Origin of the sequence: Acinetobacter sp. UBA5984 (assembly GCF_002429925.1) — a bacterium.
GTDB lineage: Bacteria > Pseudomonadota > Gammaproteobacteria > Pseudomonadales > Moraxellaceae > Acinetobacter > Acinetobacter variabilis.
Genome location: NZ_DJBE01000014.1, coordinates 71,349 through 87,029, shown reverse-complemented (window position 1 = coordinate 87,029; position 15,681 = coordinate 71,349). Strand labels below are relative to the sequence as shown.

The following is a 15,681-nucleotide window of genomic DNA, read 5'->3' as shown; positions in this document are numbered from 1 at the left end:
GTATTTAGTTATCTACACCAGCTTTAGCTTTCAGGCTTTGAGTCATGCCATTGATGTCACCGCCCTGAATGCCTAATTCATTCATCAGACTATCAATCAAAGGTGCCTGGCTACGATAACGCAAAGCACTATTTACCACCTGATCGGAGAGAGCAACATTTCCGCCTTCATGATGGGCATCTGCCTGGCAAGAACCTGCATGTGCCCCATGTAAACCATTGACTTGTAGAATCTTGATGTCATCAATGTTTTCCATCGGCTTAACACTTTCACGAATGATTTCAGGCAGGTATTTCAGCATGGCTAGGCGGATTTGCATTTCCACCTGTTCAGATGACAGTACATTATTTGCTTCATTCACTGCGCGGGTACCTTCAGCATCGACCTGATACTGTTTCTCCATCGCTTGAGCAAGTAAAACTTTGGCATCCGCTTCACCTTTAGCTTTCAGACGAACTTTTTCAGCTTCGGCTTCAGCGGCAATACGAACCGCTTCTGCATCGTCGGCTGCTGCCTGTTTGCCAGCTTCTGCTGCAACGGTAATGGCAATTGCATCTTTCTCAGCCTGTTCTTTCGCTGCAACTAGTTCAACCGCTTTTTGACGTTCTGCTTGCTGGATCTGACGAACAGTAACAACTTCTTCTTCCGCTTTAACCGCTTGAGCACGTGCCTGATCAGCTAAAGCTTTAGCTTCAGACTCAGCACGAGACTTTTCTGCAATCGCAATCGCACGATCCTGTTCAGCCAGTTCGATAGTTTTCTTCTGTTCAACTTGTGCTTTTTGAATGATTTGTGCTTTCTGAATGTTTTCATTTTCAACATCACGAGCTGCCAAAATGCGTTTCAGTTCTACTTCACGTTCAGCAGCAATGCGAGCTTCTTCCGCTTCACGTTTTTTTGCAGCTTCCTGAGCTGCAATTTCAGCTAACTGTTCAGCGCGGCGAATCGAAATTTCACGTTCCTGTTGCAGTTTGGCATATTCTTCTTCACGGATAATTTGCAGACGTGCTTGCTCGGCTTCCAGATTCTTGGCTTTAATGGCCAGATCTGTATCCTGTTCAATATGGTTACGCTTACGGCGACGATCTTCAATCGTTTCTGTCAGTTTGGTCAAACCTTCGGCATCGAATGCATTTTGCGGATTAAAGTATTTAAAACCAGTTTGATCCAAGCCTGTCAGAGAAACAGTTTCAAGTTCCAGACCATTTTTGTGCAGATCTTCAGACACCACTTGCTGTACTTTTTGCACAAAGTCGACCCGTTTTTCATGTAGTTCTTCCATGGCCATTTCAGCAGCTACCGCACGTAAAGAGTCGACAAATTTCCCTTCAACCAGATTCTTTAATTCATTTGGCGACATGGTCTTTTGACCAAGAGTCTGCGCTGCAGTTGCAATCGAATCGGCGGTAGGCTTTACACGCACATAGAATTCAGCCATTACATCGACACGCATGCGATCACGGGTAATCAGCGCCTGATCATCGGCACGACGGACTTCCAGACGCAAGGTATTCATATTGACTGGAATGATTTCATGTAGCACCGGTAGCACCAAAGCCCCGCCGCCTAAAATCACTTTTTCACCACCCCAACCTGTACGCACAAAAGAAATCTCTTTACTGGAACGACGGTATAAACGTGCAATGATTAATCCGAAGGTAACTAGGCCAACGAATATAATCCCCGCAATAATCAAAACATTATATAAATCAAAATTTAGCATTGTTATAAAGTCTCTTTGGGCAAGCTTAATTTTTATAGGAAATCGGTTTAATTAAAGTTCAATAGCTTGAAAGCCATTTTTAGTTTTTTGAGTCAGAACAACTGTCTGACCTTGATTAAATATTTCATTACGTTCAGGTTCGACCAGCACATAATGGGTCTTACCATGCTGATCCTGAACTTTGGCCTGAGCAGGGGAGTTAGCTTTGGCATCTCCCAGAATAATAGTAGCGGTTCGTCCGATCAGTTCATCGCTATAGATCGCGATGGTTTCATCCTGAGGCAGAATTTTGGCAGCAAGCAGGGACAGCCCACGTACAATCGGCATGCATAAAAATAAACAGGCAGGGGAAATAATCCATGCATTTAAAAGCTGACTGGTAAATCGTTCGAACAGACCTTGGATCAATAATCCGCTCAGACCATAACTGGTCAGGAAAATAATGAGCCAGATAAAGAGAGGCAGGCGACCCAGATAAAGCCAGTCGAATACTTTATGGAACAGGCCAGTATGCTGTTCAACCCCTACTTCCGGGTGAAGCGGTTCTTCGGGCAGAAATTGTTCGAACATATTCTGGGAGCCACCTCCCAGCATCAGCAAGACACATTCCAAGGCAGCAAACATCAGCATCAGACTTAAACTGATACTAAATACAATGTTGGAAGGATGAGTGAACAGTTCCCACATGAGTTTCTGTCTCTAATTATGGTTTTATAGAAATTTTATGACCCTGTTAAAGATAACAGCTATTAATAAAATTGTAAGCAAAAAACAACAAAATTCCCTATTGGGACAGCTTGATAAAATCCAAAATTTAACAATTTGTGATGTGTTTTTCTTAGCTGCAAATAAATGTCGACTATTTATATAGGCGGGCGAATCTGAGGTTTTATCTAAAGAGTAGAAAAGCAATTGTGTATATTTGCTTTTCTGTTCCTTTGTAGATATATAAAAGCATTAAAGGATGGCGGTCTGGATACGGACTTTCATTTCTAGGGCTTGTTGCAGGATATAGCTCTTCATCCATTGCACCTGTTCGCCCATTGGATTGGTTTTTACTGCAGTCTCCAGAAATTTAAGTTCAGGCTGATTAAATAGTTGTTCGTCGAGAGCCTGTTCCAATGCCTGAGTATTTGCAGACAAAGGAAGAGCAACCGAGAAGAATGCTTTAGGATAGTTATAGAAAGCATAAAGCAGGTTAAAAGCCTTTTGATCGCCTCTCAGATTGCCGGCACCTATTTCGTAACCTGCTTGCTGATTGCTATAAGTCATACCGAGCAGGTATTCCCATTGATCATTTATCTTTCGCAGACCAAACTGCAGGCTAATCTGATCCGCTGTCAGTTCATGTTGGATATAAATGTTTAATGGACTGTCATCTTCAGTATAGGGTTCCTGAAGAACCAAAATATGTTGCTGGTGCTGGTAAATAAAACCGGCAAGTTTTGCCTGTTCCAGACGGGATTTTAAAGTATCTAAATCAAATTCGTTATAAGGCATACATAGTTTATAAATTGGAAGAACTAATCCTACTCTAATTTTTTTTCACCACGATGTGAACTGGCCGTTTAGATGATTAATATATCATTTCATTGCTAAAAGTAATCTTCCAGAGTGCTTTGACTAAACAATCAATTGTCTTTATTTAGCTAAGCTATCAGATTCATAAAAACTGATAGTTGATATTAGTGAATTTTTATATGACGTTTTAATATATGAATATCACAAAACAAGCAATCGTTATGAAAAGTTAATCACTATAATGAATATAAATTTTATAAAGTGTAATAAGTACACGTGTAATACGCAGGTTGTCCATGTTATTAAATGAGGAAAGACTTACTCATCTTAAACAGCTTGAAGCTGAGAGTATTCACATCATTCGCGAAGTTGCTGCCGAGTTTGAAAATCCGGTTATGCTTTATTCAATCGGTAAAGATTCAGCAGTTATGCTGCATTTAGCACTGAAAGCGTTTTATCCTGCAAAACTTCCATTCCCGCTACTTCATGTAGATACCGGCTGGAAATTCAAAGACATGATCAAGTTCCGTGACAACATGGCCAAAGAACATGGCTTTGATCTGATCGTGCATCAGAACAAAGAAGGTCGTGATGCGGGCGTAAACCCATTCGACTATGGTAGCTCTAAATATACTGACATTATGAAAACCCAAGGTCTGAAACAGGCTCTGGACAAATATCAGTTTGATGCTGCTTTCGGTGGTGCACGTCGTGACGAAGAAAAATCACGTGCCAAAGAACGTGTTTATTCATTCCGTGACTCTAAACACCGTTGGGATCCGAAAAACCAGCGTCCAGAACTTTGGAACCTTTACAACGGTAAAGTGAACAAAGGCGAAAGTATTCGTGTATTCCCATTGTCTAACTGGACTGAGCTGGACATCTGGCAATATATCTACCTAGAAAATATCAAACTTGTTCCATTGTACTTAGCTGCTGAACGTCCAGTCGTTGAGCGTAATGGTACACTGATCATGGTTGATGATGAGCGTATGCGCCTGAATCCAGGCGAAGTGCCACAAATGAAATCGGTTCGTTTCCGTACTTTAGGTTGTTACCCATTAACGGGTGCGGTTGAATCAACTGCAACAACTTTACCGGAAATTATCCAGGAAATGCTTTTAGCGACCACATCTGAACGTCAAGGCCGTATGATCGACCATGACGAAGCAGGTTCGATGGAAAAGAAAAAGCAGGAAGGTTACTTCTAAGAGAAATCTCACCCTAAGAATCTCCTTGCGCAGCAGTGCTGCTCACCCTCTTTATAAAAGAGGGGCTTCCAAGGCGGATTTAGAGGGATTAAAAGAAACCGATTTCAACGTATTTGTGGAGCTATGAGCGATGTCTCACCAATCAGAACTTATTAGCCAAGACATTTTGGCTTATTTGAAACAGCACGAAAATAAAGACTTATTGCGTTTCCTGACTTGCGGTAACGTGGATGATGGTAAATCAACCCTGATCGGCCGTCTGCTTTACGATTCAAAACTGATTTATGAAGATCAGCTGCAAGCGGTTACCCGTGACTCTAAAAAAGTGGGTACCACTGGCGATGCACCTGACCTTGCACTTCTTGTAGATGGTCTGCAAGCTGAACGTGAGCAGGGTATTACCATTGATGTCGCTTACCGTTATTTCTCTACTGAAAAACGTAAGTTCATCATTGCCGACACCCCGGGACACGAGCAATATACCCGTAATATGGCGACAGGTGCGTCGACTGCGGATCTTGCCATCATCCTAATCGATGCGCGTTACGGTGTTCAGACTCAAACACGTCGTCACTCATTTATTGCGAGCCTTTTAGGTATTCGTAATATCGTGGTTGCAGTGAACAAAATGGACCTGGTTGAATTCTCTGAAGCACGCTTCAATGAAATTCAGGCTGAGTACAACGAGTTCGTGAACCAGTTGGGCGATCGTAAGCCGGAAAACATTGTGTTCACGCCGATTTCTGCGTTGAACGGTGATAACGTTGTAAACAAATCACCAAATACGCCGTGGTACCAAGGTCAAACATTAATGGAGACTTTGGAAACTGTAGAAATTACACGTAATACCAGCAAAGATGAATTCCGTTTCCCAGTTCAGTACGTTAACCGTCCTAACCTCGATTTCCGTGGTTTCTGCGGTACCATCGCACTGGGTGAAGTGAAAGTTGGCGATGAAATTGTTGCGCTGCCATCTGGCAAGAAATCGACAGTAAAAGAAATCGTGACTTTTGACGGTAATCTGGATCATGCTGTTGCAGGTCAGGCAATTACATTAACACTGAACGATGAAATTGATATTTCACGTGGTAACGTGTTGGTAAAAGCGGGCGAACAACCGCTGATTTCACGTTCTGCTCGCGCATCTGTGGTTTGGATGAACGACCAGCCGTTGGTGGTTGGCAAACTTTATAACGTGAAGTTTGGTACTCAAACCATCCCAGCGAAAGTTGCGAAAATCAACTACCGTACCAATGTGAATACATTGGAAAAATTACAAGTAGAGCAGCTTGATCTGAATGCGATTGCTGATGTCACTATTGAATTTGATGCGCCAGTGGTATTTGACCGTTATCAAGACAGCCGTTACACCGGTTCATTCATCTTCATCGACCGTCTAAGCAACGTGACTGTTGGTGCAGGTATGGTTGAAGCTGCAGTAGAATGGACTGCACACAACGAGCCTGTTACTGCTGAAGCGCGTGCTGCACGTTTAGGTCAAAAACCTGCTGCGGTCACTGTAACTGCAAAAGCACTGGAAAATGCACAAGCGCTTGAAAGCCTGTTGATTCAACAAGGCGTGGTTGTAATTGCGAAAGTGGGTCTGACTGCTGAACAGGTTGCGCTTGTTCGTGAAACTGGTGTAGTAGTAATTACTGACCTTGCAGAAGGTACAGATGTGACTTATACAGCCGATGCAGTTGAAGAACTGGCTGAGAAAATTGTGGAATTGGTTCGTCTATAAGGCCGGACTGATTTTAAGAAAACCCGCTGTAAGGCGGGTTTTTTATTGCCTGAATTTTGATTGATGGAAAATTATCCGATCAATGAAAATGTGATCTTTCAATTTAGTTGAAGCTTTATACAATGCTCCGCAGGTGGGGGATGTATGAAAAAATTATTTTTACTAGCTGGTTTGTGTGTAGCTTTTGGAGTAGAAGCCAAGCAGAGCAGCCAAAGTGCGGAAGCAATTAAACAGAAAATTATTCAACAGTCGATTGAAAGCTATCCGGGAAATTGTCCTTGTCCATACAATACAGCGCGTAATGGTAGTCGTTGCGGCAAGCGTAGTGCTTATAACCGTGCTGGAGGTTATGCGCCACTTTGCTATCAGGAAGATGTCAGTGATCGGATGGTGCGAGAATATAAAAGTTAAAATTTAAGTTGAGGGACTAAGATTATAAATCATCTATTTTTATACATTTAGATAAGACAGTAACTATACAAAAGGTTCCTAGTTAATTGTTGTAATCTCAACTGAGAAAATGGCTTTATAAGGAAGGATGTTTTTCACAAGTATTTCGTGCCTATTTTTTCTTCTTAAATTTAACTTTTATTGCTTCACTTGAAATAAATTCAATATTATCTATGATAAGATATATCTTAATTAAATTTAAGATATATCTTTGTCATGTCTAAAACTCCTGATTCTGTTCTAACAGAAGAACGAGAAAACTCTCCCAAGCCCCGAAAACGCCTCTTTGAAGCAGGTGAAATGAAATTGCTGGTGCTGCATTTTATTGCTCAATCACCTAAGTATAGCTATGACATTATCAAAGAGGTGGCGGCCTTAGTTGGCGGAAACTATAAGCCGAGTACAGGTACAATCTGCCCGACGATTAACTATCTTGAAGAACAGCAATATACCCAAGTGATCATGAGTGTGGATGAACGTAAGCAATATCACATTACTGATAAAGGTCGTGAGCATCTGAAAGATAATCAGGAAACTCTACAAAGAGTTCTTAGCCGTTTTGAAACCCGTCGCCGCATTCAAGAAGATGAGCGCTATATCGATATCCATAATTCAATGGAAAGCCTGAAAGCTTCACTACGATTCAAACTGCAAAATGAACTTCGTCCAGAGCAGATCAGTGATATTGCTGCCCAGATTGAACAGGCTGCAATTAATATCCGTCAACTGTAGGAGCAGGACATGAAACAACATCAATATGAAGTGACTGTTAAACATCTGGCTGATGCTCAAGGTAATCCATCAACCTATAGTGAAGCGCTACAGTTTCAGGTGGGTAATCACGATGACATCTTTAAAATACTGGAAAAACTTCAAGCCAGTCAGTTGCTGGATGAGGAAAGCACCAAAGCATTTACTGTTGGTTTAAAACTGTTTAGTGAAGTCATGCTGGAAAATAAAGAGTTGCCACTCTTCAAGGAATTCCTGCCGCAATTTGCCCAGTTTATGAAATCCCTGAAACAGACAGTGAAAGCCCAAAGTGAAGAAAATTAAGTATTCTAAAGGTCATTTACGAAAAACAATCTCCCCAAATTTCACCCAAAACATCTGAACTGGTTAATGCCCTTAATCCTTTCTGGCATTATGAGTGGTGCAATTTCCTGCTTTAACATGCTGCTGAATAAAGGCTGGAGCGATGCGTTTATCTCGCTATGGATACATGCTTGGGGACTGTTGTGGCTGGTGGCATTTCCACTGATTCTGCTTGTCTTGCCGCTGGTACGTAAATTCCTGATGCAGTTTGTGCAGATGCCAGATCAATCTGCTAAATAAAAGATTGATCCGCTTGAATCACTCGGAATCGGATGATTCATTTAGAACATGAGATAAAATTGATTTCATTTCAGTCAGGCTTCTCACACCGGCAATACGATGAATAATCTGTCCATTTTTAAAGATCAGGGTAGAGGGCAAGCCATAGACGTTATAGCGTAAGGTCAGAATCGGTGATTGATCGACATTGATTTTACCGAACTTAATTTCTGGGTTATGCCCAGCATATTGTGCTGCCAGTTCCTCAAAAACCGGAAAATTCTGTACACAAGGCTTGCACCAGTCAGCATAGAACCGGATCACAGCAAGGCCTTCAAACCATTCGAAGTTACTGTAATTATCTTCATTGTAGGCGATAACTGCTGACATAGAATTAGCCCTCATATTTTTAAGATGAATGCTTGGACCAGCTCATAGTGAGTTCAGCTTGACCGGTATTCTCATCGATTCCTTGATTGATCACCTTAAAACCCTGCTTTTGGTAAAAATGAACTGCTGATGTATTTGCAGCATAGACATTTAAATGCAGCTGATTACATTGCTGTTTTAAGAAATTAACTAAACGGCGGCCATAGCCAGCACCTTGCTGCTCAGGATTAATGAAAAGTGCAGCTAATATATTTTCTGATTTTAATAATGAAACAAAGCCAAGCACCGTATGATTTTCTTTAAGGACATAGTTTTCTGCTAAGGGTAAATATAAATCTCGCATTTGAAGCAGCTGATTTTCCCAATAACTAGCAGGAATAAAATCATGCGCCCTTACAGAAGCCTTGAACCAGATCTCAAGAATAGCGTCGATATCCTCTGTTTTCGCTTTTGTAATTATTGTCATTAGTGGTCTTATATCAATTTACTAAATAGGCAGCTGATTATACATAAGTCCATGCTGCTTCAATCCATAGCATTTCTATGTTCAAATAAGTTCGAAAAATATGAAACGTAAAGATTAGGGAAAGAATTTATGTCGCAGCAAACCATGCAACAAGTCATCATTACTGAACCGGGTGGCGTAGAGAAACTGGCGTATGAAATGGTTGCCATTCCAGTAACAAAAGCAGGTGAAGTACTGGTTAAGGTTCATGCTTTCGGGATTAACCGTCCGGATATCTTGCAGCGTCAGGGTTTGTATCCAATGCCGAAAGGGGTAACACCTGTACCAGGTCTGGAAGTTGCCGGTGAAGTGGTTGCAGTCGGAAGTGAAGTAAGTCAGTTTAAAGTAGGTGACAAAGTCTGTGGCCTGACCAATGGTGGTGGTTATGCAGAATATTGCGTTGTGCCAGAGAGCCAGACTTTAAACATTCCTGAAGGCGTGAGCTTTGTACAGGCTGCGGCGATTCCAGAAACCTTCTTTACTGTATGGACAAATGTGTTCCAGATGGGTAAGGCTAAGGCAGGAGAGACTGTACTGATTCATGGCGGAACTAGCGGGATTGGAACCACAGCCTTAATGCTGTGCAAATCATTAGGCATCAAAACCTTCGCGACAGCAGGCAGTGATGAAAAAATCCAGGCGATTTCACATCTGACCACAGGAATCAATTACAAGACCCAAGACTTTGAGCAGGTCATCAATGAAGCCACGGATAATGCTGGTGTAGATGTGATCTTGGATATGGTAGGTGCACCGTACCTGGAGAAAAACCTGAATCTGCTGCGTCGTGATGGTCGTCTGGTGTATATCGCATTCCTGGGCGGTGCTAAGGCTAAGGAGGTAAAATTGGGTCAAATTATGATGAAACGTTTGACCATTACTGGTTCTACCATGCGGGCACGCAATACGGCTGAGAAAGCTGAAATTGCCCAAGGTCTGAAAGAGCATGTGGCACCACTCTGGGCAAAAGGCGAATGTTTACCGATGATCTATAAAACTTTCAAGTTTGACCAGATTCAGGATGCGCATGCAACGATGGATACGGGTGAACATATCGGTAAGATTGTGGTTGAAATCATCTAATTATTCTTGTGATAGAAATACTAAAAGCCAACTTTTGTTGGCTTTTATTTTGCATAAAAAAAGATAACTAATTTAAATTAATTGCTTGAAATAGGGATATAAATTTTAAAAAACGGTAAAAAGTGTCGATTATTCGACACAACCTGTCAAAACTGAGGAGTAAATTAGCGCTTAAATATAATCTGACTAAATTGTTTGGTATTAGGTGAAATGTCACGTATTAAAAGGAAGTATATTATGAAGATAGTGTCGACCCCTTATACGCATGAACATGGCTTTCGTGCTTTGAAGCATTTGCATAAAGCAATTATCCGTAATCAGTTACTTCGTTCTGATTTACACAAGCTGTATCAAGCCATGTTGCATCTGGAACGCTATATGGAACGGCTGAGCCACTCAGCACCGAAACCTCACTACAAACGTCGTAAAAAATCTTAAAAAACCCCTTGCCTATTAGCCTTAAGTTGAAGTGAGTAACTCTAATCTCGTTTTTATTTGGCTGTATAATTTTCCCATAATTTAAAAATTCTAAGCAGATGATTCATTGTGCTGCACAAGCGGCACGAAGAGGGTATTTATGAAGGGCAATGCGTCAACGCATGAGCGCCTCGCAGACCGTTTGGCAAATATTTTAACCAAACTTAATATAGGGCATCAGTTGAGTGTACAGGAGCTGGCACGAGAATTTCAGGTCAGCACCCGTACCATTGAGCGTGATTTTGTTCGTCTGAATGCGTATTTACCGCTCATACAGGATGAAAATACCAAACGCTATTATCTTGAGCCTTCATATTTAGGACGTTTCAAGTTACAGGATATCCAGAATTTTGCACAGTTGTCTGGAATCAGTGACTTGTATCCGGCGCTGGATATGTCTTTTATTCGTGAATTGCTGGATGAGCGGGCAAATCAGGTATTTTCGGCAAAAGGCTATTATTTTGAAGATGCCAAACAGTTTGCCGAGCATTTCAAGCTGCTTGCAGGGGCGATCTATAAACGGCAGCAGATTGAGCTGCAATATTCCGATCAGGCACGAATTATCCAGCCATACCGGTTGATTCATCATCATGGCATCTGGTATCTGGCCGGTGTCACTGAAGCTGAACTCAAAACCTATCGTTTAAGTCAATTGCAGGAAGTCAAACTGGTTTTTGAAAATGAAAGCTTTGAGCATGATCCTGAAGTTCTGAAAATGCTGGCAGATGAAGACAGCATCTGGTTTGGCCAGCAAAAACAGCAGGTTTTGATGAAGGTGCAACCTGAAGTCACGGTATTTTTTAAAGAGCGCCGTTTATTTCCGGAACAGCAGATCGAACAAGAATCAGAGTCTGGAGAATTGTTGATTAGTTGTCAGATTCGTCATGAAATGCAGTTGCTGCCACTGGTACGTTACTGGCTACCACATGTAAAGATCATTGAACCGATTCATTTTCAGGAAAAACTGGAACAGGATCTGGAAGGTTATTTACGCTCTGCTGGATAATATTTTGAAAGCAGAGCAGGTTGGTGAATGCTAATAAGACTCTATTAAGAATTAGATTTAGCAAATTTCAGGCATAAAAAAACCAGCTTTCGCTGGGTTCTTTATTTACACCATCTTCAGTAGTAGAAGAATGGTGCCCGAGGCCAGACTCGAACTGGCACGCTTTGTGGGCGGGGGATTTTAAATCCCCTGTGTCTACCGATTTCACCACTCGGGCTTTAACAAGATTGGAGGCGGAGGTCGGAATCGAACCGGCGTCCACGGAGTTGCAGTCCGCTGCATGACCACTCTGCCACCCCGCCGCGTCTTGTTGATGCGTATATTATCAAGCTCTGAAAAAAAAACAATAGGATATTCATTTGTATGCGCATAAAAACAGCATATGGCGGAAAATATTCAGAATTATCATGTAGAATGTGCAAAATTGATTCATATCAACACTTGGGAGAAGTGCCGTGGCATTAGTTCTGGACGGTCGTGCATTGGCGAAGCAAATTGAAGCTGACTTGTTAACTCGCGTAAAAGCGCTAAAAGCAAAATCAGGTCGTACTCCAATTCTTGCGACTATTTTGGTGGGTGACGATGGCGCATCTGCAACTTATGTGCGTATGAAAGGTAATGCTTGCCGCCGTGTTGGTATGGACTCATTAAAAGTTGAGCTTCCAAAAGAAACAACTACTGAAGAATTGCTTGCTGAAATTGAAAAATTGAATGCAAATCCGGATGTTCACGGCATTCTTTTACAACATCCAGTACCTGCACAAATTGATGAACGTGCTTGTTTCGATGCAATTTCGCTTGAAAAAGATGTAGATGGTGTGACTTGCCTGGGTTATGGTCGTATGGCGATGGGTGAAGCAGCTTACGGTTCTGCAACGCCTGCAGGTATCATGACCATCCTGAAAGAAAACAATATTGAAATCGCAGGTAAACATGCGGTAGTGGTTGGTCGTTCTGCGATTTTAGGTAAACCGATGGCAGCAATGTTACTTGAAGCGAATGCTACTGTGACCATTTGTCATTCACGTACTCAAAACCTGCCTGAATTTGTAAAACAGGCTGACATCATTGTAGGTGCAGTAGGTAAAGCAGAACTGATCCAGAAAGACTGGATCAAACCGGGTGCCGTTGTTGTTGATGCTGGCTTCCACCCTCGTGATGGCGGCGGTGTAGGCGATATTCAATTAGTCGGTATTGAAGAAATCGCTTCTGCTTATACCCCAGTTCCAGGTGGTGTAGGTCCTATGACAATCACTACGCTGATTCGTCAAACTGTAGAAGCTGCTGAGAAAGCTTTGGGTTAATTAAATCCTCCCTAACCCTCCACTTGCGCTAGATTTAAAAGCAGTGCTTTAAATTTAGCTCAGGAGGGAACTCCAACCACTAATTTTTAGATGGAAGTCTCCCTCTTTCGTAAAGAGGGGTTAGGGGAGATTCTTCATAGATATAAATATCAATTAAAAGAAATCTAAATGAGCTGTACTTTCCAATTTCCTAAAGCCCCTGAGCATTTACTTCAAGCCTTACATCAAGTCATTCCCAATTGTGAACTGACGGCACAACAACTGCCGGAAACACCGATTTCACTCTGGCTGATACCACCAGTTTTTCCGACAGACAAACTTGACGATGAAGTGATTCGCCGGATCTGGAATGATACGCCGTACTGGATCTTCTGCTGGGCATCAGGACTGGCAATGGCGCAGTGGTTGCTAGCTGAACCGCATCATGTCAAAGACAAAGTCGTACTGGATTTTGGTGCTGGTTCCGGTGTTGTTGCGATTGCAGCGAAAATGGCAGGAGCCAAACGTGTGATTTGTTGTGATATCGATCAGGTCAGTCTGGATGCCTGTCGTGCCAATGCTGAGCTAAATGATGTTGAGCTGGAATATCTGGATGATCTCTATAAAACAGAACAGGTGGATATACTGCTAGCGGCAGATGTGCTTTATGATCAGTGTAACCGCTTCTTCCTGGATAAATTTCTGAAATTTGCACCCGAGGTCTGGGTTGCAGACAGCCGGGTGAAAAACTTTAGTCATCCACAATATCTTAAACTGGATGAACGCAGTGCGACCACCTGGCCAGATCTGGATGAATCACCAGAATTCCGCAATGTCAGCTTCTATCGAACTAAATAACATCCAAGAATTGAAAAAGAAAAAGGGCATTATGCCCTTTTTTTATGCTCTGTTTTTATGAGCAGGTATAACGAATCACACGTACAGTGGTAGGACGAGCTTCTAATGCCTCTCGGGCACCCGGATTTTCACTGTTATATAAATCAGGTGTATTACTCAGGCTGATCTGGGTGCGGCTATCCCCGAGTTGACGGCCATACTGAACCTGTTCAGGAGTTGGGTTAACTATTTCCCGACTGTTGATAATCTGGATATTGTAGCTTTTAGTGGTTCCAAGGACTTGTCTGCAAGCAGCCTGTAATCTGTTTTCATCCTGACTTGGTCGTCCTGCTAATGTATAGCTTAAGGTTGCAGAATTTTCTGAACGTTCCAGAATTTCATATCCGGTCAGACCGTTAAATTGTTGAGGTGCCGTCTGACATGCTGTCAGGCCTAAAGTGCCGATAGTTAAGCCGAGTAAAAAAACTGTTTTTTTCATCATGATGATTTCCCGTATTTTTATCAGACAAGTATGCCATAGCAACGAAATAGCGGAATGGCAGTAAACATAAAATTCCAATAAAAAAGCTTTCCGAATGTTTCCATCCGGAAAGCTCCTAAAGCAATACAGTTACTTAGTCATCAGTAATCATGCTGTGCTTTTTAGTGTCTTTCATAAAGACATAAGTGAGCAGCGACAGGCCAATCATAAAAGTAATGTAATAGAAGAAGTAGTTTTCATGGCCGGCATTTTTAAAGCTTAAAGCCACCAGTTCTGCTGTACCACCAAACAGGGTATTAGCAATTGCATAAGGCAAAGCTACACCTAAGGCACGAATGTGCGCAGGGAATAGTTCAGCTTTTACCACTGCGTTAATCGCTGTATAACCAGTCACAATCACCATACCACTCATACATAACATGAATGCTGTAGTTGGGTTGGTAGTTGAGCCTAAGCCATTAAAGATAGGAATGGTAAATAGTACACCAAGCACACCAAAGGCAATCATGATTGGCTTGCGGCCAACTTTGTCAGAGAGTGCACCCACAACTGGTTGCAACAACATGAATACAAAGATGGCGAGGGTTGTGATTTCAGTCGCTGTAGTCTTTTCAAAACCAGAAGTATTGACTAGGTACTTTTGCAGATAAGTAGTGAAAGTATTGAAAGCTAAAGTACCACCTGCAGTCAGCATGATTACGGTAAATGCCTGTTTAGGGTATTTAGTGAATAAAGCTAAGGCACCGGATTTAGGACCACCTTTTTTCGCCTGTTCAACAGCCTGTTTTGAAGATTGTGTTTCTACCAGACCGCGACGGATCCAGAACACCACAATCGCTAAGAATGCACCAATCAGGAAGGGAATACGCCAGCCCCATTCAGTGAGTTGTGCTTCAGTCAAAGTACGTTGTAGAAAAATCAGTACACAGAGTGCTAATAGCTGACCTGAGATCAGAGTCACATATTGGAAGCTTGAGTAGAAACCACGGTGATTTTTACCTGCCATTTCGGTCAAGTAGGTGGCACTTGAACCGTATTCACCCCCCACACTCAGACCTTGCAATAAACGAGCAAATAACAACAGCGCAGGGGCCAGCATACCCACTGAATCATAGGTAGGTGCACAGGCGATAATCAGGGAACCGACACACATCAAAGATACAGAAAGTGTTAAACCGGCTTTACGACCCTTGCGGTCAGCGTAAATCCCCATAATCCATGCGCCAATCGGACGCATCAAGAAACCAAGTGCGAATACAGCAGCAGCCTGAAGGAGCTTGACGGTATTGTCACCATCAGGGAAGAACTGTGAAGCGAAATATAAGGTAAAGGCTGCATAAACATACCAGTCGTACCATTCGACCAGGTTACCTGCAGAACCACCGAGAATAGATTTAACCCGTGTTTTACGGTCAAGCTGCGGTGTAGCAGCTTCAGGAAGTGGCTGATTCACAACATTGCTCCAAAGGAATGCTGTAAAACACATCTTTTTTAAATTTTCATTGCTATAAAATCTAAAAAGTTATGTTTTAGTGAGAGAGAAAGTGAGGAGATTTCATATACTTATACGCCTCCAAGTTTTCTCTTTTTATAGGACTTTAGTCTTAATAAATAATGGAATTTTCAAATATTTTTATA

General features: G+C 42.1%; 18 protein-coding genes and 2 tRNA genes. 11 read left to right on the top strand and 9 right to left on the bottom strand.

Annotation, left to right across the window (positions count from 1 at the left end; translation table 11 throughout):
• Positions 1–4 precede the first annotated feature (4 nt).
• The 3 genes from B3J29_RS02765 to B3J29_RS02755 all read right to left on the bottom strand — a co-directional run bounded on the left by B3J29_RS02765 (position 5) and on the right by B3J29_RS02755 (position 3,223).
• On the bottom strand, positions 5–1,723 hold the full coding sequence (locus tag B3J29_RS02765; RefSeq protein ID WP_286964332.1) for a flotillin family protein: 1,719 nt from the start codon (positions 1,721–1,723) through the stop codon (positions 5–7).
• A gap of 51 nt (positions 1,724–1,774) precedes the next feature.
• Complete coding sequence (locus tag B3J29_RS02760) at positions 1,775–2,410, bottom strand: YqiJ family protein (RefSeq protein WP_286964331.1); 636 nt, start codon at positions 2,408–2,410, stop codon at positions 1,775–1,777.
• A gap of 270 nt (positions 2,411–2,680) precedes the next feature.
• On the bottom strand, positions 2,681–3,223 hold the full coding sequence (locus tag B3J29_RS02755; protein ID WP_286964330.1) for a hypothetical protein: 543 nt from the start codon (positions 3,221–3,223) through the stop codon (positions 2,681–2,683).
• A gap of 317 nt (positions 3,224–3,540) precedes the next feature.
• Between B3J29_RS02755 and cysD the strand changes: the two genes are divergently transcribed.
• From cysD to B3J29_RS02725, 6 genes are all read left to right on the top strand, one after another.
• Positions 3,541–4,455 carry a sulfate adenylyltransferase subunit CysD gene (gene cysD, locus B3J29_RS02750; protein WP_159122810.1) on the top strand — a complete coding sequence of 305 codons (915 nt, stop codon included), beginning with the start codon at positions 3,541–3,543 and terminating at the stop codon, positions 4,453–4,455.
• 130 nt (positions 4,456–4,585) lie between these two features.
• Positions 4,586–6,199, top strand: a complete 1,614-nt coding sequence (gene cysN, locus B3J29_RS02745) for a sulfate adenylyltransferase subunit CysN (RefSeq protein ID WP_286964329.1) — start codon at positions 4,586–4,588, stop codon at positions 6,197–6,199.
• A gap of 144 nt (positions 6,200–6,343) precedes the next feature.
• The gene (locus tag B3J29_RS02740) at positions 6,344–6,610 is read left to right on the top strand and encodes a hypothetical protein (RefSeq protein WP_286964327.1); all 267 of its coding nucleotides are present in this window, start codon (positions 6,344–6,346) and stop codon (positions 6,608–6,610) included.
• A 255-nt stretch (positions 6,611–6,865) separates the two neighbouring features.
• The gene (locus B3J29_RS02735; RefSeq protein WP_180131077.1) at positions 6,866–7,381 is read left to right on the top strand and encodes a PadR family transcriptional regulator; all 516 of its coding nucleotides are present in this window, start codon (positions 6,866–6,868) and stop codon (positions 7,379–7,381) included.
• Between the two features lie 9 nt (positions 7,382–7,390).
• A complete protein-coding gene (locus B3J29_RS02730) occupies positions 7,391–7,702 on the top strand; it encodes a DUF3861 domain-containing protein (protein WP_286964326.1) in 312 nt (103 codons plus the stop codon).
• 66 nt (positions 7,703–7,768) lie between these two features.
• The gene (locus tag B3J29_RS02725) at positions 7,769–7,981 is read left to right on the top strand and encodes a DUF2798 domain-containing protein (protein WP_286964324.1); all 213 of its coding nucleotides are present in this window, start codon (positions 7,769–7,771) and stop codon (positions 7,979–7,981) included.
• 18 nt (positions 7,982–7,999) lie between these two features.
• On the opposite strand, the gene B3J29_RS02720 is transcribed toward B3J29_RS02725, so the two are convergent.
• Together B3J29_RS02720 and B3J29_RS02715 are read right to left on the bottom strand one after the other, a co-directional pair.
• Positions 8,000–8,350, bottom strand: a complete 351-nt coding sequence (locus tag B3J29_RS02720) for a thioredoxin family protein (protein WP_286964323.1) — start codon at positions 8,348–8,350, stop codon at positions 8,000–8,002.
• Positions 8,351–8,369: 19 nt separating this feature from the next.
• Entirely contained in the window at positions 8,370–8,816 is a 447-nt protein-coding gene (locus tag B3J29_RS02715; protein WP_286964322.1) for an N-acetyltransferase, read from the bottom strand.
• 129 nt (positions 8,817–8,945) lie between these two features.
• On the opposite strand from B3J29_RS02715, the gene B3J29_RS02710 reads away from it, so the two are divergent.
• From B3J29_RS02710 to B3J29_RS02700, 3 genes are all read left to right on the top strand, one after another.
• Complete coding sequence (locus B3J29_RS02710) at positions 8,946–9,938, top strand: NAD(P)H-quinone oxidoreductase (protein ID WP_286964321.1); 993 nt, start codon at positions 8,946–8,948, stop codon at positions 9,936–9,938.
• A gap of 237 nt (positions 9,939–10,175) precedes the next feature.
• The gene (locus B3J29_RS02705; protein WP_286964320.1) at positions 10,176–10,376 is read left to right on the top strand and encodes a hypothetical protein; all 201 of its coding nucleotides are present in this window, start codon (positions 10,176–10,178) and stop codon (positions 10,374–10,376) included.
• Positions 10,377–10,515: 139 nt separating this feature from the next.
• Positions 10,516–11,421, top strand: coding sequence for a helix-turn-helix transcriptional regulator (locus B3J29_RS02700; protein WP_286964319.1), 906 nt, complete (start codon positions 10,516–10,518; stop codon positions 11,419–11,421).
• Positions 11,422–11,552: 131 nt separating this feature from the next.
• Here B3J29_RS02700 and B3J29_RS02695 read toward each other — a convergent pair.
• Together B3J29_RS02695 and B3J29_RS02690 are read right to left on the bottom strand one after the other, a co-directional pair.
• Positions 11,553–11,638, bottom strand: a tRNA-Leu gene (locus B3J29_RS02695).
• An 11-nt stretch (positions 11,639–11,649) separates the two neighbouring features.
• Positions 11,650–11,723 (bottom strand) — tRNA-Cys (locus B3J29_RS02690).
• 153 nt (positions 11,724–11,876) lie between these two features.
• On the opposite strand from B3J29_RS02690, the gene folD reads away from it, so the two are divergent.
• The gene (folD, locus tag B3J29_RS02685) at positions 11,877–12,725 is read left to right on the top strand and encodes a bifunctional methylenetetrahydrofolate dehydrogenase/methenyltetrahydrofolate cyclohydrolase FolD (protein WP_286964318.1); all 849 of its coding nucleotides are present in this window, start codon (positions 11,877–11,879) and stop codon (positions 12,723–12,725) included.
• Positions 12,726–12,893: 168 nt separating this feature from the next.
• Complete coding sequence (locus B3J29_RS02680; protein WP_286964317.1) at positions 12,894–13,562, top strand: class I SAM-dependent methyltransferase; 669 nt, start codon at positions 12,894–12,896, stop codon at positions 13,560–13,562.
• A 55-nt stretch (positions 13,563–13,617) separates the two neighbouring features.
• Here B3J29_RS02680 and B3J29_RS02675 read toward each other — a convergent pair whose 3' ends face one another.
• Positions 13,618–14,040: a hypothetical protein gene (locus B3J29_RS02675; protein ID WP_286964354.1), complete on the bottom strand. Its 423-nt coding sequence runs from the start codon at positions 14,038–14,040 to the stop codon at positions 13,618–13,620.
• A gap of 136 nt (positions 14,041–14,176) precedes the next feature.
• Complete coding sequence (locus B3J29_RS02670) at positions 14,177–15,529, bottom strand: MFS transporter (protein WP_414632192.1); 1,353 nt, start codon at positions 15,527–15,529, stop codon at positions 14,177–14,179.
• Positions 15,530–15,681: the final 152 nt, after the last annotated feature.